Origin of the sequence: Pseudomonas sp. COW5 (assembly GCF_026240005.1) — a bacterium.
GTDB lineage: Bacteria > Pseudomonadota > Gammaproteobacteria > Pseudomonadales > Pseudomonadaceae > Aquipseudomonas > Aquipseudomonas kribbensis.
On record NZ_JAPHVP010000001.1, the window covers coordinates 2,570,905 to 2,590,238 of the forward strand.

Sequence of the window (19,334 nt, forward strand, 5' to 3'; positions counted from 1 at the left end):
AGGCGTTATCTCAGCTGGGCGACCCAAATGTTCGTCGAGTACGGAATCTGGATCGAAGGCGTCTTCAGGCCTTTCAGGTAGTCGTCGATGGCGCTGATCACTTCGTGGAAGTTCGCACCGGCCTGACGCTCCAGCGTGGCGTGGGAGCGCCAGGCTTCCAGGCATTCTTCGATGCTCTGCTCGTGAATGACTCGGGCGTCCAGGTGTACGACCGGGCCGAACAGTTCACTGGCGTCGATCACGGCCGTCTGGTCTTCGCGACGGGTGCCGTAGCCATAACCCGGTACGCGCTCCTTGATGATGGCTTCGATCCGGGCCTGGATCGGGTCTTCAAGATTGCGGTGGTTCCACATGCAGGCGAACCAGCCACGAGGCTTGAGAATGCGCGCGGTTTCTTTCAGGGCCTGTTGGCGGTCGCAGACGTTGAACGAGCTGCCGAAGGTGACCATGTCGAACGCCTGGGTCGCCTGGCCGGTCACTTCGCCGGTGCCTTCGTGCCATTTGACATTGGCCAGCTCGGCGGTGCGCTTGATGCCGTTGGCGCGCATCGCATCGTTGGGTTCCACGGCGGTAACGTCCAGGCCACGAGCGGCCAGCATCAGCGTCAGGTGAGCAACACCGGCGCCGACGTCGCAGAACTTGTCGCCCTGTTCGGCACCTGCGATCGAGAGCATCGCGTCGATGGCGGCATCGGCGTAGTCAGGACGCTTCAGATAGGCGTCGGCCAGGGTGGTGTAATCCCATTCGGTTTTCATACCAGATTCCTTGTATAAATTTTATTGAGTAAATCGTCTGCCAGGCTTTGCCCGGAGCGCAGGGGGTCGAATTCAACCAGCCAGTCCGCCGCTTGCGGTTCATCAATGGGCAGGTCAAGTCCGGCAACGTTGCTCAGTTCACCGGCATGAAACCGACGGTAGATGCCCTTGGGATCCCGGCGGCTGAGTTCCTCTACCGGTACTTTCAGGTAAACCTCGAAATAACCGGGCAGATGGGCGCGGTTCCACGCATGAACTTCACGAAACAGCGAGATCGTCGCGATCACCACGGTGTGGCCTTGCGCCGCGATCATTCTGCAGAGATGGGCGTATTGCATGGCCAGCGCGAGTCGACCTTCACGGCCATGGTTCTGCGAGTTGGCGGCGGTGGCGCCGAACACCTCGCGCAGCTCATCGCCATCGAGCATCACAACCGATTGGCCATCGCTGCGCAGACGGGCAACGAGCTCACCGGCCAGCGTTGATTTGCCGGCGCCCGAGAGGCCCGTAATCCATATCACTTGCGCGTGAGGGTCACATTTCATAGCGTTCTGACCAGTGTTCCGTGTGGGTAAATGGCGTTGAATCTTGCGGCAGGTTCAACGCGCTTTATCTGTGTTCAGTCACGTTCTTTGATATTGCCAAAGGAGTCGATGGTTAACTGGCAGAACATCGAGTCATGCTTGTTTTCGATCAAGTCATGAAACACATCCTGCGGTAACGGCAAGTTGCGGTACTGCGTTTCGTAGAACTTCTTGTATATAAAATAATTGTCGTCCGGGGACATCAGGCTGAAACCCAGTGCCAGCTCTTTTAGTTCGTCGCCGTTTTTCGCAATGGGCAACAGGTTATTCATCTGTTGCAACCAGGCGTCGACAATCGGATTGCATTCATCGGATGTCGGAACGTAATAGATTGGCAGCTTGCACGAGTTGAGCATGAACGACACACCACCGGTCGAGGCGTCGGTAATGATGGTGTCGCACTGCTGGTAGAAAACCGTGCTGCTGGTGCCTGGCTTGTCTATGGTGATCCAGTCATACACAGAGAGCTGTTTGCACAGGTCCTTCAGGGTTGGATGCTCGAGGTCAGCCATGTACGGACGCAGGATGAACCGGGCATGTGCAATCTGTGACCTGACGGCATTGATCACGGTTTGCAGGTTTTCGTACAGCGACGCGCCACTTGGGCAAATACCCAATTGGGTCGGCAGCAGCCCGACAACGTAGTCTCCCAACGCCTTGTTCGACACCGGAGCGGACTCGAAGAACCGGGGGACCTTGATTGGCAACGTCGCGACCGGACTTGTCTTGCGCATGTCGGTGCGCAATGCGATGCCATCGGCAATCAGGGATTTCAGGGCTTTTCTGTCGGGTCTGTAGCGTTGCAGGCCGGTTTTGATCAGGTCAAAACCTGATCGGGATGAAGCAATGACCACGTCCCAATAGGACGTCAGTTCGGCGTAGTAATACTTGTCCTTGGTCGGCATTCCGATATTGCCGTGGGTCATGAAGATGCCAAAGTTCGAATCGTCGAGCAGGCGGCCAACCCAGGCGTCGTTTGAAATGACGATTTGTGATTCCAGATTCGAAATCTCTTCTACACCTACCTGCTGAACCGGGTAGTCGAGGATCTCTTCTGCCTCTTGCCGGCTCAGCCCCGTCTTGTCTGTTTGCAGGACGATGCAGTTGTAGGTGTTGCGCAGGGCATTGAGCGCAGGGATCAGGTATTCGAGGTATGTTTTGCCGCCACGGGTGACATTGCTGATCAGGTAGACGTTTTTCATTATTGACTGGTACTTATAAAATTTGCCGTGGCAAAACAAGTTGGGTCGGCTGGCGCGCGTTGACAATTAACTGATTGATATTGTCTGGGCGAATTAGCCATTGAAAGTCTGTCATCGGCAGTTGTTTTGGAACATGCCGTTTTATGACGATTTTAATTGATCAGATATATTGCGCCCGGTGGGCTGAAGAGATCTTTTCCATGATGTGCCGCCTCCATTTTATATTGCTTTAAAGTTTGAGCTTTTAACTAAAAGCTCTGGTGCCTGATTAAGAGCGCCGTCGTTATATCACATCTTGGCTAATGGCTATCAGCGCGTGCGGACTTTATTTTCAGCCGGCAAAGATCGCCAGCAAGCAGCCTGTCCATCCTGTCATTGCGTCGCCGGGCGATACTGAAGCGCTTCGGCCAGATGCGCGCGCGAGATGGCATCAACCTTCTCTATATCGGCCAGTGTCCGTGCAACCTTGAGCAGTCGATGTGCCGAACGCAGCGAGAGGGTCAGCCGCTCACACGCTGACTCCAGCCAGTGCTCGTCGGTTGTGGATAACTTGCAGTGTCTGCGCAACCCCGGCAGATCCAGAAACGCATTGGCGCAGCCTTGACGCTTTTGCTGTCGCTCCCGGGCTTCGGCGACCTGAATCGCTGCACTGGCGCTGTCCTCGCCGGGCTTCATTGTCGGGTTCAATGCAGTGGCTTCCCGTGCAACGGTCAGGTGCAGATCGATCCGGTCCAGCAACGGCCCCGACAGCTTGTTGCGATAACGCTGCACCATGTCCGGGGTGCATGAGCAGCGCCCCGTTGGCTCGCCCAGATATCCGCAGGGGCACGGGTTCATTGCCGCAACCAGTTGAAAGCGTGCAGGGAAGCGCACGCGATCTTTCGCGCGCGCGATGACGATATGCCCGGACTCCAGAGGTTCGCGCAGTACCTCCAGCACCTTGCGATCAAACTCCGGCAGTTCGTCGAGAAACAGCACGCCGTGGTGGGCGAGGGTGATTTCGCCGGGCTGAGGTTTTGAACTGCCACCGACCAGTGCCGGCCCGGAGGCCGAATGGTGAGGTTGGCGAAAGGGCCGTTGCGGCCAGTGGGTGAGCGGGGCGCCACTGGCGACCGACTGAATCGCAGCCACTTCCAGCGCTTCACTCTCGGCCAGAGGCGGAAGCAACCCCGGCAATCGACTGGCCAGCAACGTCTTGCCCGTTCCCGGTGGCCCGCTGAGCAGCAGATTATGCGCGCCCGCCGCCGCTATCAGCAGCGCGCGCTTGGCTGCCAGTTGACCCTGAACTTCATTCAAGTCGGGATAAGGTCTGGTGGCATGGATCAACCCATCCGAAACATAGGGTTCGACCGGTGTATGCCCATTGAAATGCGCCACTGCCTCCAGCAGATGATCCACCGCGATCACCTTCAGCCCTGATGCCAGGCATGCCTCTTCGGCATTTGCCCGAGGCACCATCAACGTCCGCCCCGCCTTGCGTGCCGCCAGTGCCGCCGGCAACACCCCGCGCACCGCCCGCACCGCGCCGGACAACGCCAGCTCACCGAGGCACTCCACGTCATCCAGCGTCAACGTCGGCACCTGCACACTCGCCGACAGGATCCCCAACGCAATCGCCAGATCAAACCGCCCGCCATCCTTGGGCAAATCCGCCGGGGCCAGATTCAACGTGATCCGCCGCGCCGGAAACTGCAGCCCGGAATTGATGATCGCGCTGCGCACCCGATCCTTGCTCTCCTTCACCGCCGCTTCGGGAAGACCGACCATGGTCAGCGAGGGCAAGCCGTTGGCCAGATGGACTTCGACGGTGACGGCGGGAGCATCCACGCCAACCTGGGCGCGGCTATGGACGATGGCGAGGGACATGGTCGTTCCTTGGGTTGGATCGGGGGGCCGCTTCCTGCGGGTTTTTTAAGGGTAGTCGGGGAGGAGGGAGTTGAAGGAATAGTTGCCTGGGCAAAGCTTCACTGGATGTTGCCGGAATCGAAATGGCTAATCTTCAGGCGTAAAAAAACCGCCTACCAGACGGTCTTTTAATGCGGGATTCAGGTTCCGCCACCGGCGAGCCAGCCATCAGGCTCCAATTCTTTGCCATAGGCTGCGGCGACCTTCAAAAAGTGCCGCTGACTGGCAGAAACCGTATCGGCCAAACTGGGCGTTTCTGCACGAAGCCTGGATGCGAGTAACGGCTGTTTTTTCTGTTTTTTCTGTTTCATAGACACCTCTCGTGTCTGGATGAATGAGTCGATCTTATTGGTCGTCCAGTGGAAAGACAAGGCGGTCGGTTGTGTCGAAATGAAAGCCAAGTTTTTGATAGTAAGGGATGGCGCCAGAGTCAGGTTCCTGGACCTCGATTTCAGTGCATCCCAGTCTCCGTGCGTAGAATTCAGTTGTCAGTAGCGCCATGGGTGCGATCCAGCCTCGCAAGGTGTGGGTTCTGCCAGTTCGTCCCTGCAAAAGGATGATTTTTATACAGATCGTGCTTTTGCGCGGGGTTGCGTAACACAAGCCGCACAGTTCTCCTTCGTACCAAAAAGCCAGGTCCAGACCCTTTGCGTCTTTGGTTTTCCACTTCAGCACTTCATCCCATGGATAGCTCACGGGCCCGCTCCACTGGTGGTATGCATTGATTGCTACAGGCGTAATTGGCTCAATTCCGAGTGATGTTGCTTCCACCCCGGCTGCTAATGCTTCCGGGTTCATAGATACGGCTTGGTGTGCAAGTTTGCGGGCTTCGGATTTGAGTGTCTGATTACGGAGCTCGGTACCTTTTCCTTTTCTTCGCATTGTCTGAGTTCTGTTTGGATCAGGCCGCAGAAGGTAGCGAAGGCGGGGATACTCACGTAATCAGGCGTGGGGGACAGTCCTTGTAGGACGGTACTTACGTAAGTGAAGGACGTTGGTTTGGGAGGATTCAGGGTGATACGGCTTGGGAGCTAAAAGTTCGCTGCGACTACTCCTCAAAAAAGAAAACGGCGTCCTGTCGGACGCCTTCCTCTTTTTATCTCTCACAGAGACCTCCCTCCTGACGGGTACATTTTCGTTTGCCAATGTAATGACAGGTGTAAGGACTGCATATCCAGGCGCAAACGCTGATTTTTGTAGGGGCATGCCCTAATAGTTGTAGGACGTCAGCGAAAGCGACTCGACGGTCTTGTATTGCAAAGTCGGGTGCTCCAGTTTTGCCGCTCAATGCAGCCTCTGGAGGCGAAAAATGGACCGCAATGGTATGCGCCCGATTCATCCGGGTGAGGTTCTGAATAAGGAATTCATGGGCCCGTTGGGCATGACTGTCATGGACTTGGCCATGCCCACGAACTGGCCTGAAACCGAGATCGAGAAGCTTGTGAAATGCCAGCTCAGGATCTGCGCCGATCTGGCAATCAGACTGGCAATTCACCTCAATACCACGCCTGAGTTCTGGATGAATCTTCAGTCGACTTACGATTTACGAAGAGCCCAGCTCCGGCATGCGGGCTTATAGCGACTGCAGCATCCGCGAAGCCCTTTTCCACCAAGTGGCCGGCACTGGGTGTTTTTGTTTTTCCCGCTCTACCACCATCTGCGGCACATCCTGCAACCGAATCCACGGCTGGTTATTCCAGTGCAGCAAACTCAACGACATCTCGGGCCAATTCAGCAGGCTTAGCTGTGGGCGTTCGCTTGTCGTGGGGTGCTGGGCGTCGCGCAGGGTGGGGATGACTTGATGGGTGAGCCATTCGCGCAGGGCACGGTATTCGGGGCAGTAGTGGTAGACAAGGAGGGCATAGATGCCGGATTCGCTGATCAGGAGGGTGTTTTCGATCTGGTTGTGGATCAGGGTTTTGCGGGTTTGGTATTGGTCAGGGTCGAGTTTTCGCAGCATGCGTTCGTTGAGGTAAATGTGTAGCAGGCGGCCCAGATCGCGGGCAGAGAACCAGGGTTGGTTCTGGATGAGCAGGGCGTGGAGGGGGAGTTTGTGGCGGGTGAAAACCTGAGGAGTGAGATACGTATCTTCGTTATTCATTGAACAGCTCCTTTTGCTTTAGGGCTGCCCTCAATTGTCGCCAAACAATTGGGTGGCAGTCGTACGCGGGTTGGCGAACCGGAGCAAAAGGAACCCGGCAGACCCGAAGGTCTCCCACGCACAACCGCCATGACTCGATGTGGCGGTAAACATAGCCGCCATCATGGTTGTCGTGCGCCTTAAGCTTTCCGGGTCGCCAAACCCAGTGCTGAACATTCAGCATTGGGTGAGCTTAGGAATCAGGGCTTCACGACGCAATCGGACGACGGGGTTGCAAGCTGTAGGATTCTGCCGAGATTCGGCAGCGAATCCTGAATGGCGGGAAGGTCGTTCCGACCTTCATTCGCGGGCAAGCCCGCTCCCACAAGGAGCCGCATTCACAAAGAAACGAGGTATTACTCAGCCGGCGGCGTCAGCTTCGCTTCCATCTCCGCCACCTTCGCCTCAAGGCTCTCAAGCCGGGCGCGAGTGCGTGCGAGTACCACCATCTGACTATCGAATTCTTCCCGGCTCACCAGGTCCAGTTTGCTGAACGCGCTTTGCAGCAGCATCTTGAACTGGCTTTCGATTTCGGCTTTTGGCAATGGCGTGTCGCCGCTGAACAGGCGGGAGGCGGTGCCGCTCAGGGCGTCGAGGAAGTCTTTGGGCGCGAGCATGGGATATGTCCTGGAAACTATGGCCGGCAGTGTATCACGCAGTGTCTATAGTCATTCGCGCGGGCCGGGATGCACGCTTTTCGCGCAAAAGGACGAACGGCTGCGCACCGTTGTTGTGCGTATCCCGTGTGCCATTTCGGTGATGGCATCGACGGCCGCGGCCAAGGGATTGAAATCAGAGGATTTTGGCGAGATGGCAAGCTTTCTGCTTAGTCGGTAGTGACCCATGCACTGATGCAGTCGCTGTGACGAATGCAGTGCGCCGGACGGGACGGGGAGTTTCGTCGGGAGCGGTTAGCTGGCGTCAGTCGGGCGGGTAGGGCCGACGATGCGTTACAAAGCCAGGCACTGCGCTTAGACTTGAGTCGGGTTTGTTTTCCTGGGGCAAGTCCACCAATTCGGGAGAGAGTTTCATGAAGCTAGTCACTGCCATCATCAAGCCGTTCAAGCTGGACGACGTGCGCGAGTCGCTGTCCGAAATCGGCGTGCAGGGCATTACCGTAACTGAAGTCAAAGGCTTCGGCCGGCAGAAGGGTCACACCGAGCTGTATCGCGGCGCGGAGTACGTGGTCGATTTTCTGCCCAAGGTGAAAATCGACGTTGCCATCGACGACAAGGATCTGGATCGGGTTATCGAGGCGATAACCAAGGCTGCCAACACCGGCAAGATCGGTGACGGCAAGATCTTCGTGGTCAATCTGGAACAGGCGATTCGCATCCGTACCGGCGAAACCGATACCGACGCGATCTAAGCGCCGCCACAAACCCAACGCCCCAGGAGAAAACAATATGACTCTGCGTAAATTCGCAGGGCTAGGCGCCCTGTTGTCCATCGTAATGCCCGGCCTGGCTATGGCGGCAGATCCGGTGGCGCCTCCAGTCCTCAATTCCGGCGATACCGCCTGGATGCTGACCTCGACGGCCCTCGTGCTGTTCATGACCATTCCGGGCCTGGCGCTGTTCTACGGCGGCATGGTGCGGTCGAAAAACATTCTTTCCGTGATGATGCAGTGCTTCGCCATTACCGGCCTGGTCACCATCCTGTGGTTCATTTATGGCTACAGCATGGCGTTCGACACCACCGGGATGGAAGCCAACGTCGTCAACTTCAACTCCTTCGTCGGCAGCTTCGGCAAGGCCTTCCTGGCAGGCGTCACCCCGGCCAGCATTACCGGCCCGACGGCGCTGTTCCCTGAAGCGGTATTCGTTACCTATCAGATGACCTTTGCCATCATCACCCCGGCGCTGATCGTCGGTGCCTTCGCCGAGCGCATGAAGTTCTCCGCGATGCTGGTGTTCATGGGCGTCTGGTTCACCCTGGTTTACGCGCCGATTGCGCACATGGTCTGGAGCGGTCCGGGTTCGCTGTTGGGTGACTGGGGCGTGCTCGACTTCGCCGGTGGCACCGTGGTGCACATCAACGCCGGTATCGCCGGTCTGGTGGCGTGCCTGGTACTGGGCAAGCGCAAAGGCTTCCCGACCACCCCGATGGCACCGCACAACCTCGGTTACACCCTGATGGGCGCGGCGATGCTGTGGGTCGGCTGGTTCGGCTTCAACGCAGGTTCCGCTGCAGCCGCCAACGGCACCGCCGGCATGGCGATGCTGGTCACTCAGATCGCAACCGCCGCCGCTGCACTGGGCTGGATGTTCGCCGAGTGGATCACCCACGGCAAGCCGAGTGCGCTGGGTATCGCTTCGGGTGTGGTTGCAGGTCTGGTGGCGATCACTCCGGCGGCCGGCACCGTGGGCCCGATGGGCTCGCTGATCATCGGTCTGGCCGCTGGCGTGGTGTGCTTCTTCTGCGCCACCAGCCTGAAACGCAAACTCGGTTATGACGACTCCCTGGATGCCTTCGGCGTGCACGGTATCGGCGGTATCCTCGGCGCAATCCTCACCGGTGTGTTCGCTGCTCCGGCGCTGGGTGGTTTCGGCACCGTTACCGACATTGCTTCCCAAGTGTGGATTCAGTGCAAAGGCGTCGGCTTCACGGTGATCTACACCGCGATCGTTACCTTCATCATCCTCAAGGTACTGGATGCCGTAATGGGTCTGCGCGCTACCGAGGAAGAAGAATCGGTGGGCCTGGACCTGGCACAACACAACGAGCGCGGCTACAACCTGTAAGTACGCGCCTCAAAAAAACTTGCCCGGTTCGCCGGGCATTTTTTTGTCCGGAATTTGTCATCTCTGATGTGGCTGAATGGATTTTTCGTACTGCTTTGGTCGTGTTTACGACGGGTGTTTTTCTACGGCCAATGGCTTACATCATTGAAGGAATATTAGGGCCTTTGTTTTTTTTCAGAGCGCGCTAGAATGCGCCCCGAACGTGCGGAGAACTGTATGTGGCAACAGACTCTGATAACCCTGCGGGCACGGCCCCGGGGCTTTCATCTGGTAACGGAAGAGTTGCTCGCCGGACTGCCCGAACTCAAGGCATGCCGGGTCGGTCTGTTGCATTTGTGGCTACAGCATACCTCGGCGTCGTTGACCATCAACGAGAACGCCGATCCGGCGGTACGTCGCGACTTCGAACGATTTTTCAATCGTCTGATCCCACAAGGAACAGACGGCTATGAGCATAACGACGAAGGCCTGGACGACCTCCCGGCGCACTTCAAGGCCAGCGTGCTGGGCTGTCAGATCAGTTTGCCGGTAACGGCGGGTCGACTGGCACTGGGCACCTGGCAAGGCGTTTACCTGGCCGAGCATCGCGATCATGGCGGTGCCCGCAAAGTCCTCGCCACCTTGCACGGTGAAGGGGCATAAACCGTTGGTCACCAATGGTTACCGATTTTTTTACGGCGACTTTCGACAGTCGCCAAAGCTGGTCTATAACTAATCTGCTTTTCGCAAGTCATGAGGTAGAACATGAGCGACGATGATCTGGAAAACGACGACCTCGAAGTAGGCGACGAAGACGAGGCCGAAGACGGTCTGGAAGCGGCAGCGGAAGACGTTGCTGAAGACGATGGCGGTGACGATACGCCGGCCCCGGCTGCCAAAGGCAAGGCCAAGGCTGCGGTGTCGGTCGACGAGTTGCCGAGCATCGAAGCCAAGAACAAGGAGCGCGACGCCCTGGCCAAGGCCATGGAAGAGTTCCTTGCCCGTGGCGGCAAAGTGCAGGAAGTGGAGGCCAACGTGGTCGCCGATCCGCCCAAGAAGCCGGACAACAAGTACGGCAGCCGCCCTATCTGAGGCGTGCCGCTTGCTTGCTGAAAAAGCCCGCCGTCGCTGCGGGCTTTTTCATGGGCGAAAGAAAACTAGCCGAGACTGTTCCAGTGAGCGAGCACGGCGGGCAGATCGTTCAGGCTGCGAATCTCCGCATCCGGCAGGCGCTCTGCTTCCCAGACCTTGCCCGCCGGGTTGAACCAGATCGCACGCAAACCGGCCTGCTGCGCCCCGGCGATGTCGTCCCCCGGATGATCGCCAATATGCACCGCCACCTCTGCGCTCACGCCACCGCGCTGCAGGGCTTCATGAAACAGTCGCGCATCCGGTTTGGCGATGCCGATGTCTTCGGCGCACAGCGCAAACTTGAAGTAGTCCGCCAGTCCGAGACGGCGCACATCGGCGTTGCCGTTGGTGACCACGCCGAGGGCGTAGTGTTTGGCCAGGGTTTCCAGGATCGGCTCGACTTCCGGAAATACCTCGATCTGATGCCGGGCATGCAGAAACACTTCAAAACTCTTGTCCGCCAGATCCGACGCTTCGTCGTGGATATATCCGGACTCTTCCAAAGCATGGAACAACACTCGCCGGCGCAACGCGCTGATGCGGTGTTTGAGACCCGGTTCGCTGGCCAGCACGCGCTCGCGGATCGACCACAGATGTTCCACCGGCACCGCGCCAAGCTTCGGTGCATGGTCGCTCAGCCACTGGCGCAAAACCGCTTCGGCGCTGACGATCACCGGGACGGTGTCCCACAGGGTGTCGTCGAGGTCGAAGGTGATCAACTGGATGCTCATGAATCATCGCCTTTCATGCGTTTGGCCCGTGGGTGGGCGCTGTCGTAGACCGCCGCCAGATGCTGGAAGTCCAGGTGGGTATAGATCTGGGTGGTCTTGATGTCCGAGTGGCCGAGCAGTTCCTGCACCGCACGCAGGTCCTGGGAGGACTCCAGCAAGTGGCTGGCGAAAGAGTGCCGCAGCATGTGCGGATGCAGGTTCTGCCCCAGTTCACGCTCGCCGGCCAGTTTGACCCGCACCTGAATTGCACGCGGGCCGAGGCGTCGGCCTTGCTGGCTGACGAACACCGCGTCGTCCGCCGGGTTGGTCAGCGCTCGCAACGGCAACCATTGCTCCAGCGCTTCCCGGGCCTTTTTGCCGACGGGCAACAGACGCGTCTTGCTGCCCTTGCCGAGCACCTGAACCATGCCGTCGGCGAGGTCGAGCTGATCGAGATTGAGCCCGGTCAGCTCCGACAGGCGCAGGCCTGAGGAATAGAACAACTCCAGAATCGCCTGATCGCGTCGGGCCAGAAAGTCGTCCTCGACCGCGCCTTCAAGCAGTTGCAGCGCCCGGTCGGTGTCGAGGGTTTTCGGCAGGCGGCGCTCGCCTTTGGGCGGTGCCAGGCCGGTGGCCGGGTCGTGATCACAGAGGCCTTCGCGATTCAAATAATGATAGAGCCCGCGCACTGCCGAGAGCAGGCGCGCCAGGCTGCGCGAGGACTGGCCCTGGGCATGCAGGCGGGCGATCAGGCTGCGCAGGCGCTGGATGTCCAGGGCCTGCCAGCTGCCGACGTTCTGTTTGTTGCACCAGCCGAGGACTTTGTCGAGGTCGCGACGGTAGGCCGACAGCGTATGCGGCGACACCTGCCGCTCACTGCGCAGGTGTTCGCAGTAAGCGTCCAGTTGTCGTTCCATGCTCAGCGTACCGAGCGCAGGGAGCTGTTGACCCGTGGCAGCACGCGGCCCATGACTTCGGCGATGTAGCTGAGGAACAGCGTGCCGACCGAACTTTTGTAGTGCTGCGGATCGCGGCTGGCGATGGCCAGAATCCCGTGAATGCCCTGGTGGCTGACGGCGACCACGGCGGTAGAACCGATCTGCTTGCGCTGTTCTTCGCCGAACAGGAAGTCCAGTTCGTGTTCACGCAGGCTGCCGCTGACGCTCTTGCCTTCGGTGAGCAGGCCGCCGATGGCGGTCTGCGCGTCGGCGTGGGTCACCCAGCGGCCGACCGGCGCCGGGTTGTCACCGAGCAGGATCAGGCTGACGAAGGGCACCTGGAAGTCCTGGCGCAGACTGTCTTCGACGCTGATGACCACGTCTTCCAGAGTGGCGGCGTCCATTAGGGCGAGGATCAGGCGGCGGGTCTTGTCGAACAGGCGATCGTTGTCCCGGGCCACGTCCATCAAGTGCGAGAGGCGATGGCGCATCTCGATATTGCGGTCGCGCAGGATGGACATCTGTCGCTCGACCAGCGACACGGTGTCGCCGCGACGATGGGGGATGCGCAGGGATGGCAGCAGTTCTTCGTGCTCGACGAAGAAGTCCGGATGAGCCTCCAGGTACGCGGCAACCGCTGCCGCCTCCAGGCTCTCGGACGCTGTTTCACCGGACTGTCGGGCGGGTACCTGAGGCTTATCGGTCATGGCTTCTGCTCACTCAAAGACGGACTTGTCCTTCGTATACACGCACTGCCGGACCGGTCATCAGCACCGGTTGGCCAGGGCCTGCCCATTCGATGGACAGGCGCCCGCCCGGCAGGTCGATCAATAGCGGCGAATCCATCCACCCCTGGCTGATCGCAGCTACAGCAGCAGCGCAGGCGCCGGTGCCGCAGGCCTGGGTTTCCCCGGCACCGCGTTCCCAGACGCGCAGTTGTGCGCGGTTACGGTCGATGACCTGGAGAAAACCGACATTGACCCGCGCCGGAAAGCGCGGATGGTGTTCGATCTTCGGCCCCAGTTCATGCACCGGTGCGGTGTTGATGTCCTGCACGCGCAGCACGGCGTGGGGGTTGCCCATCGACACCGCTGCGAGCTCGACTGATGTACCGTCGACGTCGACCTGATAGCTCAGGGCCTGCTCGGTCGCCTGGAACGGAATGTCCGCCGGCACCTGACGCGGCGCGCCCATGTTCACGCCGATCTGGCCGTCGTTACGCACGTCCAGTTCGATGATGCCGCCCTTGGTCTCGACGCGAATCTGCCGCTTGGCGGTCAGGCGCTTGTCGAGCACGAAGCGGGCGAAGCAGCGCGCACCGTTACCGCACTGTTCGACTTCGGAGCCGTCGGAGTTGAAGATCCGGTAACGGAAATCCACGTCCGGATTGCTCGGCGCCTCGACGATCAGCAACTGGTCGAAACCGATGCCGGTGTGCCGGTCGCCCCACATTTTTGCGTGCTTGGGCTGAATGTGCGCGTGCTGGCTGACCAGGTCGAGGACCATGAAGTCGTTGCCCAGGCCGTGCATCTTGGTAAAACGCAGCAGCATGGGGTTACTCCGGCAGCAGGCTTTCGCCGGCAAACAGCTCGGCCACGGTCTCGCGGCGACGCACTTCAAATACCTGATCGCCATCTACCAGCACTTCGGCGGCACGACCGCGAGTGTTGTAGTTGGAGCTCATCACAAAACCGTAGGCTCCGGCTGAATGCACGGCCAGCAGGTCGCCTTCTTCCAGCGCCAGTTCGCGATCCTTGGCAAGGAAGTCGCCGGTCTCGCAGATCGGGCCGACCACGTCGTACTTGCGTGCAGCGGTGTCGCGCGGCTTGACCGCCGTCACGTCCATCCACGCCTGGTACAGGGCCGGGCGGATCAGGTCGTTCATCGCTGCATCGACGATGGCGAAGTCTTTGTGCTCGGTGTGCTTGAGGTACTCGACCTGGGTCAGCAGCACGCCGGCATTGGCGACGATGAAGCGGCCCGGTTCGAACACCAGCGCCAGATCACGACCGACCAGACGCTCGCGCACGGCCTTGATGTAGTCGGCAGCCAGCGGCGGCTCTTCATCGCGGTAACGCACACCCAGGCCACCACCGAGATCGATGTGGCGCAGGTGGATGCCGCAATCGCCCAGGCGGTCCACCAGATCGAGCAGGCGATCGAGCGCATCGAGGAACGGTGGCAGGGTGGTCAGTTGCGAACCGATGTGGCAATCCACGCCGACCACTTCCAGGTTCGGCAGGTGCGCGGCACGCACGTACACGTCTTCGGCGTCGGCGATGGCGATGCCGAACTTGTTCTCTTTGAGACCGGTGGAAATGTAGGGGTGGGTGCCGGCATCGACGTCCGGGTTCACGCGCAGGGAAATCGGTGCACGAACGCCCAGTTCGGCGGCGACCACTTGCAGGCGCTCCAGCTCGTCGGTGGATTCGACGTTGAAGCAGTGCACGCCGACTTCCAATGCACGACGCATGTCGTCACGGGTCTTGCCGACCCCGGAGAACACGATCTTGTCAGGGCTGCCGCCGGCGGCCAGGACGCGTTCCAGCTCGCCACGGGAAACGATGTCGAAACCGGCGCCGATGCGGGCCAGGACATTCAGTACGCCGAGGTTGGAGTTGGCCTTGACCGCGAAGCACACCAGGTGCGGCATGCCGGCCAGCGCATCGGCGTAGGCCAGGTACTGGGCCTCGATGTGGGCGCGGGAGTAGACGTAGGTCGGTGTGCCGAAACGGTCGGCGATGGCGGACAGCGCCACACCTTCCGCGAACAGCTCCCCGCCACGGTAGTTAAAAGCGTCCATGGCGATCCCTTATTGGTAAACGTCGTGCTTGTGTGCTTTGGACGGCTGCTTTTGCGAAGACTGGGCTTGTGCAGCCGGATCCTGATCTTCATCGGGCAGGTACAGCGGGCCTTTCTGACCGCAGGCCGAAATCAAGCAGGCAAAAGCGACGAGCGAAGCGAGCGCAGCAATGGAAGAGATCAGGCGCTTCATGGCGAAATCCTTGAATATGCGTTAATTGCGCCGGAGTATACCGGCCACCCGGCAGCTTGCCTATGCGACGGAACTCCCGTCCGGCGGGGCTCGGGCTGCGGCGCGGAAAACTTTCCTGCATGGCGGGTGCATATTTCGTCGCCGGGCAGGGCGCTTGGTCGTTATCCTTTGCAATCGGCTGGCAGCGTCCGTATCTTGCGGCGCTTGAGCCTGATCAGACATTTTTTGAGGTTGCCGCAATGAGTTTGTCCGAAGCCCGTTTCCATGATCTGGTCGATGCCACCCAGCAAGCGCTGGAGGACATCTTTGATGAAAGTGGCCTGGATCTGGACATGGAGAACTCGGCCGGTGTGCTGACTATCAAGTTCGACAACGGCAGTCAGTTGATCTTCAGCCGTCAGGAGCCTCTGCGTCAGTTGTGGCTGGCTGACCGTTCCGGTGGTTTCCATTTCGACTATGACGAGCAGGCCGGCAAGTGGGTCTGCGAGAAAACCGAAGAGTTGCTGGGCGAAATGCTGGAGCGCATCGTCTGGGAGCGCGCCGGCGAAAAACTCGATTTCGACGAAATCTGAGATGACGACCGCGCCACGCCCTGCCAAGCCGCTCTACAGCAACGTCAGCCCGGCCGTGCCTTCGCCGTGCACCGGCGTCTGTCGGCTGGATGAGCAGAAGGTCTGTCTCGGCTGCATGCGCCATGTCGAAGACATCCGTGAATGGCGTTCGGCCGATGACGAGCGCCGCCGGGTAATCTGCGCGCAGGCGATGCAACGCCGGCAGCTCGCCGGAGCGTAGCTTGTATATTTTTTGAGCTGTGATAGTGTCCGGAAACGCCTCAACCCATCGAGGCCTGGTGAAAACCCCGTCTTTTTTGGCGGGGTTTTGCTTTTTTTGTGTGCAGAAGAAAGGAGTCTGCCCGGATCATGACCGCACCTTCCATCACCCTTACCCGTCTGGACGTGCAACGTCTGGAACGCCTGATCGACAGCCTGGATGACTCGCTGCCGGGCGTGATCGCGCTGCAAACCGAACTGGACCGCGCCGATACCCTGGTCGGCCACGATGAAGTGCCCGCCGATGTCGTGACGATGAATTCCCGTGTGCACTGTCGCGAAGAAGGCAGTGGCAAGGACTACCACCTGACCCTGGTCTATCCGAAACACGCCAACGCCGATGAAGGCAAAATCTCGATCCTGGCCCCGGTCGGCAGCGCGCTGCTGGGCCTGAAGGTTGGCCAGCACATCGACTGGCCGGCCCCGGGCGGCAAGACCCTGAAGCTGACCTTGCTGGAAGTCGAATCGCAGCCGGCCAACGGCGGCGACTTCCCGGAATAACCCTGCCTCAGACCTGCTCGAGCGCCTCGTTCAGAGAGCGTTCCAGGTCGGCCTTGTAACGCAGATACAGATTGCTCGAACTCTGCCCGTCACCGATCACGCCCGACAGGTCCAGGTCGGTGATGTAGCAGCGGTAGCGCTCGGCTTCCCGGCGCTGCCCGACGATTTCCCGGGCGACCACGCTGAACAGCTGGTCGCCATGTTCCAGCTCGCAGAATTCCCGCTGATTGCAATACAACGTGACCTGCACCTCGCCCGGTGCGGCCTTGCCGATGATCGCCTGCACGTCGTAGAACGGCTTGTTGACCGGCGTCTGCGGCGCCGGGCGCATTTCGACCCGTCGTGTGCGTCCCGGTCCAGATGGCAATAACTGGTAATACAAGATTTCAAGGCTGGCGGCGTGGTTCGAGTCCATGGGCAGCAGTGCTTCGCGCCGGAACTGGATCGATTGCAGGAAACGCTGCAACGGCACCAACAGACTTTGCTCGTCGTGATAGGGCAAATGTTGTTGCCACAGTGCGTTGAATTCGTCGAGCACGTACAACTCGGCCGTCTGCTCGGTGATCCGGTAGAACACCTGAATGCATTCGGGCTGGCCCATCGGCAGGATCAGCGCGAGGTCGTGGTCTTCCAGCGCCATCGGGTCCAGGTGCAGCGGGCTGTAGTGCGGTTGCTCCTCGCCGAGGTAATCGAGCAGTGCCGGCAGGGTCGCGAGGGCGACATGGCTGACCTGGCCCGGCACCAGTTCCAGCACGTGATAGTGCTGCTGCACCTGAATCAGGTAGCGGTGATTCAAGTCGCTGAGCAGCAGGTTCTGTGCGGTGTCGACGATCTCTTCTACCCGGCGGGCGATGAATTGCGCGCGGTTGTGGCAGAAGCAACGCACTCGCAGCGAGGGCTGTTGCGGTCCGCGCGGCAGGTTGTTGAGGTAATCGCGCAGGCAGTCGAGCAGCGCATGCGGGCCGTCGAAGCGGTTGACCAGCACTTCGTTCCAGCTGTTGAGCGTGACCTGATCGAGGGTCAGCACCAGGTTCTCGCGCACGCCGGCATAGCTCAGGGAGTCCGTGCGTTCGGTGGTCATCAGGATGTTCAGGTCGCGGTGATGCTTGAGCGGATCGACCCCGACATTCACCAGAATCAGCACTTCGCTCGGCACGCTGGCGCGCAGCAGCGGTTCTTCGGCAACGGTCGGCAAGGGCAGGGCGATGCTTTGTTGCAGGCTGCCGAGCAAATTGAACAGCTCGAACTCGCTCATGTCGCTGGTGCCGGGGTGCAGGGCCAGTCGGGTGCTGCTGTCGATCACGCCGTTGCGATGACACCAGGTCAGCAGTTCCAGCAACTGGCGGCTGCGCTTGATCGGCGCGAAGTGTTCCCACTCCAGCGCCGTCAGGCTGCCGTTGTACAGGCCCCACTGGGTTTGCCCGGGTTCCTTTTTGTTCGGCGACTGCACCAGGGTCAGGGTGTCTTCGGCCAGGTCCGGGGCGATGCCCGGGTTGATGAACTCGACCTTGTCGGCCTTGCGTTCGAACGCGGCGTACAGGCGCCGGCCGAGAACGTTGAGATCACGTTTGTTGATCAGGCTGACGGTCTGCTCGGTGCGGGCGAACTGGGTCAGGAAGCGATAGCTGTAATTCAGCTCGTTGACCAGAGCCCGGCGCTCGGCACTGACCTGTCGCACTTTCCACTGGCTGCGGCTGTCGAGCAAGGCCAGTTGCCGCTGGTCCCAGTGCCATTCGCTGGCCAGTCTTTCCAGCAATGAGCGTTGCCAGCTCTGGGTGCGGCTGTTGCCGGTGAGCTTGCGGTTGACCTTGAGGTACTGCGCACGGCGTACCAGTTCCAGTCGTTCCGGTTCGTTGCGCGCGGTGAGGTATTCCTCGATCCGGCGGTAAACCACCATGTACGGATCCAGCTCGTCGAGGTCGAGCCGGTTGGCGAATACCGCCTGCTTGAAGCGCAGGCTCAGGCACTGCACCTGCGGATGTTCGCTGGCGTAGACCTCGATCAGCAGCAGCTTGAGCACCGACTTGTATGGCGACTCTATGCCCTTGAACAACTGCCACAACCCGGCACCCACGAACTCGCCCGGCGGAATGTGCGCCAGTGGGCCGAGATCGAGGGTTTCATCGTTGCGGATGAAACGCTTGGAAATCAGGGTGTGGGTGTACTGGTCGTATGCGCGCTCTTCGTAGACCGGCACCAGCCACCAGATCGGCGTGCGCCCGGCCAGCCAGATCGCGGTGCGGTAGAACTCGTCCAGCAGCAGATAGTGCTGGGTGGTGCCGCAATCTTCGGAACTGAGCTGGGTATCGCGCTCGCCTTTGACGAAACGCACCGGGTCGATCAGGAAGAAGTGCGCCTCCGCGCCTTGGCTAGCGGCCCAGGCTTCGAGCAACTGGCATTTCTTGCGCAGTTCGGCGAGTTCGCTGTCGCTCAGGTCGGGGGCGTGGCAGACCCACACATCCATGTCGCTCTGGTCGGCCTGGGCCAGGGTGCCGAGGCTGCCCATCAGGAACAGGCCGTGAATCGGCCTTGGCGGGTTGCTGCCGTGGCGCGGCTTGTAGGAAAACGAACGCGTCAGGCGCTGGGCTTCGGCGAGAGCATCGGCATCCGGTTCGTAATTCGACAACCCGGCCGGTGTGCTGCCCGAGACATAACCGGGCAGCAGCGGATGATTGACGTGGAAAAACAGCGGCAACAGGGTCAGCACGCTTTGCTGGCGCGTCGACAGGCCTTCGAGGGCCCGGTTCAGGCGGCCTTCGTTGAGTTTGAGAAAGCGTGCGCGCAGCTGGCTGAGTACCTTGCGGTCGATTCCCTCGTCCAGGTCGGGGCGGATTTCATGGGTGCGGGTCATGTCGACTCAAACCGGCTCGCAGGGCTCGGAGGCAGAGGGTCACGGAATGCGAGGGAGTTTAGCGCCTGT

23 protein-coding genes are annotated in these 19,334 nt (G+C 60.0%); 8 read left to right on the forward strand and 15 right to left on the reverse strand.

Going from position 1 to position 19,334, the window contains the following annotated elements:
* Window positions 1-5 precede the first annotated feature (5 nt).
* From OQ248_RS11600 to OQ248_RS11625, 6 genes are all read right to left on the reverse strand, one after another.
* On the reverse strand, window positions 6-755 hold the full coding sequence (locus tag OQ248_RS11600) for a class I SAM-dependent methyltransferase (RefSeq protein WP_096817321.1): 750 nt from the start codon (window positions 753-755) through the stop codon (window positions 6-8).
* On the reverse strand, window positions 752-1,300 hold the full coding sequence (locus tag OQ248_RS11605; RefSeq protein ID WP_265812897.1) for an adenylyl-sulfate kinase: 549 nt from the start codon (window positions 1,298-1,300) through the stop codon (window positions 752-754). Before OQ248_RS11605 ends, OQ248_RS11600 begins: the two co-directional genes overlap by 4 nt.
* Before the next feature lie 74 nt (window positions 1,301-1,374).
* The gene (locus OQ248_RS11610; protein ID WP_265812898.1) at window positions 1,375-2,541 is read right to left on the reverse strand and encodes a hypothetical protein; all 1,167 of its coding nucleotides are present in this window, start codon (window positions 2,539-2,541) and stop codon (window positions 1,375-1,377) included.
* A gap of 372 nt (window positions 2,542-2,913) precedes the next feature.
* Window positions 2,914-4,407 (reverse strand): YifB family Mg chelatase-like AAA ATPase, encoded by a 1,494-nt coding sequence (locus OQ248_RS11615; protein WP_265812899.1) that lies wholly within the window; start codon window positions 4,405-4,407, stop codon window positions 2,914-2,916.
* A gap of 179 nt (window positions 4,408-4,586) precedes the next feature.
* Window positions 4,587-4,757: a hypothetical protein gene (locus OQ248_RS11620; protein WP_167443788.1), complete on the reverse strand. Its 171-nt coding sequence runs from the start codon at window positions 4,755-4,757 to the stop codon at window positions 4,587-4,589.
* Window positions 4,758-4,791: 34 nt separating this feature from the next.
* The gene (locus tag OQ248_RS11625) at window positions 4,792-5,142 is read right to left on the reverse strand and encodes a hypothetical protein (protein ID WP_305955952.1); all 351 of its coding nucleotides are present in this window, start codon (window positions 5,140-5,142) and stop codon (window positions 4,792-4,794) included.
* 613 nt (window positions 5,143-5,755) lie between these two features.
* On the opposite strand from OQ248_RS11625, the gene OQ248_RS11630 reads away from it, so the two are divergent.
* Window positions 5,756-6,025 (forward strand): HigA family addiction module antitoxin, encoded by a 270-nt coding sequence (locus OQ248_RS11630; RefSeq protein ID WP_265812900.1) that lies wholly within the window; start codon window positions 5,756-5,758, stop codon window positions 6,023-6,025.
* Here the strand turns inward: OQ248_RS11630 and OQ248_RS11635 are convergent.
* Together OQ248_RS11635 and OQ248_RS11640 are read right to left on the reverse strand one after the other, a co-directional pair.
* Window positions 6,020-6,547, reverse strand: coding sequence for a Bro-N domain-containing protein (locus OQ248_RS11635; RefSeq protein WP_265812901.1), 528 nt, complete (start codon window positions 6,545-6,547; stop codon window positions 6,020-6,022). The genes OQ248_RS11630 and OQ248_RS11635 overlap by 6 nt on opposite strands.
* A gap of 395 nt (window positions 6,548-6,942) precedes the next feature.
* Window positions 6,943-7,203, reverse strand: a complete 261-nt coding sequence (locus OQ248_RS11640) for an accessory factor UbiK family protein (protein WP_007920416.1) — start codon at window positions 7,201-7,203, stop codon at window positions 6,943-6,945.
* 413 nt (window positions 7,204-7,616) lie between these two features.
* Between OQ248_RS11640 and glnK the strand changes: the two genes are divergently transcribed.
* From glnK to sutA, 4 genes are all read left to right on the forward strand, one after another.
* Window positions 7,617-7,955, forward strand: a complete 339-nt coding sequence (gene glnK, locus OQ248_RS11645) for a P-II family nitrogen regulator (protein ID WP_002555808.1) — start codon at window positions 7,617-7,619, stop codon at window positions 7,953-7,955.
* 37 nt (window positions 7,956-7,992) lie between these two features.
* Window positions 7,993-9,330: an ammonium transporter gene (locus OQ248_RS11650; protein WP_085708919.1), complete on the forward strand. Its 1,338-nt coding sequence runs from the start codon at window positions 7,993-7,995 to the stop codon at window positions 9,328-9,330.
* 216 nt (window positions 9,331-9,546) lie between these two features.
* Complete coding sequence (locus OQ248_RS11655; protein ID WP_265812902.1) at window positions 9,547-9,972, forward strand: secondary thiamine-phosphate synthase enzyme YjbQ; 426 nt, start codon at window positions 9,547-9,549, stop codon at window positions 9,970-9,972.
* A 102-nt stretch (window positions 9,973-10,074) separates the two neighbouring features.
* Entirely contained in the window at window positions 10,075-10,401 is a 327-nt protein-coding gene (gene sutA / locus OQ248_RS11660; protein WP_007951900.1) for a transcriptional regulator SutA, read from the forward strand.
* 65 nt (window positions 10,402-10,466) lie between these two features.
* Here sutA and OQ248_RS11665 read toward each other — a convergent pair whose 3' ends face one another.
* The 6 genes from OQ248_RS11665 to OQ248_RS11690 are packed head-to-tail and all read right to left on the reverse strand — an operon-like array spanning window position 10,467 to window position 15,083.
* The gene (locus OQ248_RS11665; RefSeq protein WP_265812903.1) at window positions 10,467-11,171 is read right to left on the reverse strand and encodes an HAD-IA family hydrolase; all 705 of its coding nucleotides are present in this window, start codon (window positions 11,169-11,171) and stop codon (window positions 10,467-10,469) included.
* Window positions 11,168-12,067 carry a tyrosine recombinase XerC gene (gene xerC / locus OQ248_RS11670; RefSeq protein ID WP_085708922.1) on the reverse strand — a complete coding sequence of 300 codons (900 nt, stop codon included), beginning with the start codon at window positions 12,065-12,067 and terminating at the stop codon, window positions 11,168-11,170. Before xerC ends, OQ248_RS11665 begins: the two co-directional genes overlap by 4 nt.
* A gap of 2 nt (window positions 12,068-12,069) precedes the next feature.
* Complete coding sequence (locus OQ248_RS11675) at window positions 12,070-12,795, reverse strand: DUF484 family protein (RefSeq protein ID WP_114886291.1); 726 nt, start codon at window positions 12,793-12,795, stop codon at window positions 12,070-12,072.
* Between the two features lie 13 nt (window positions 12,796-12,808).
* The gene (dapF, locus tag OQ248_RS11680; RefSeq protein ID WP_085708924.1) at window positions 12,809-13,639 is read right to left on the reverse strand and encodes a diaminopimelate epimerase; all 831 of its coding nucleotides are present in this window, start codon (window positions 13,637-13,639) and stop codon (window positions 12,809-12,811) included.
* A 4-nt stretch (window positions 13,640-13,643) separates the two neighbouring features.
* Window positions 13,644-14,891 (reverse strand): diaminopimelate decarboxylase, encoded by a 1,248-nt coding sequence (gene lysA, locus OQ248_RS11685; RefSeq protein ID WP_085708925.1) that lies wholly within the window; start codon window positions 14,889-14,891, stop codon window positions 13,644-13,646.
* 9 nt (window positions 14,892-14,900) lie between these two features.
* Window positions 14,901-15,083 (reverse strand): lipoprotein, encoded by a 183-nt coding sequence (locus OQ248_RS11690; RefSeq protein ID WP_119426778.1) that lies wholly within the window; start codon window positions 15,081-15,083, stop codon window positions 14,901-14,903.
* Window positions 15,084-15,322: 239 nt separating this feature from the next.
* Here OQ248_RS11690 and cyaY point away from each other — a divergent pair, with 239 nt between their 5' ends.
* The 3 genes from cyaY to rnk all read left to right on the forward strand — a co-directional run bounded on the left by cyaY (window position 15,323) and on the right by rnk (window position 16,414).
* The gene (gene cyaY / locus OQ248_RS11695; protein ID WP_114886277.1) at window positions 15,323-15,655 is read left to right on the forward strand and encodes an iron donor protein CyaY; all 333 of its coding nucleotides are present in this window, start codon (window positions 15,323-15,325) and stop codon (window positions 15,653-15,655) included.
* 1 nt (window position 15,656) lies between these two features.
* Complete coding sequence (locus OQ248_RS11700) at window positions 15,657-15,875, forward strand: DUF1289 domain-containing protein (RefSeq protein ID WP_085708928.1); 219 nt, start codon at window positions 15,657-15,659, stop codon at window positions 15,873-15,875.
* Window positions 15,876-16,003: 128 nt separating this feature from the next.
* A complete protein-coding gene (gene rnk, locus OQ248_RS11705; protein ID WP_085708929.1) occupies window positions 16,004-16,414 on the forward strand; it encodes a nucleoside diphosphate kinase regulator in 411 nt (136 codons plus the stop codon).
* A gap of 7 nt (window positions 16,415-16,421) precedes the next feature.
* Here the strand turns inward: rnk and OQ248_RS11710 are convergent, their stop codons facing one another.
* A complete protein-coding gene (locus OQ248_RS11710) occupies window positions 16,422-19,265 on the reverse strand; it encodes a class I adenylate cyclase (RefSeq protein WP_265812904.1) in 2,844 nt (947 codons plus the stop codon).
* Window positions 19,266-19,334 lie beyond the last annotated feature (69 nt).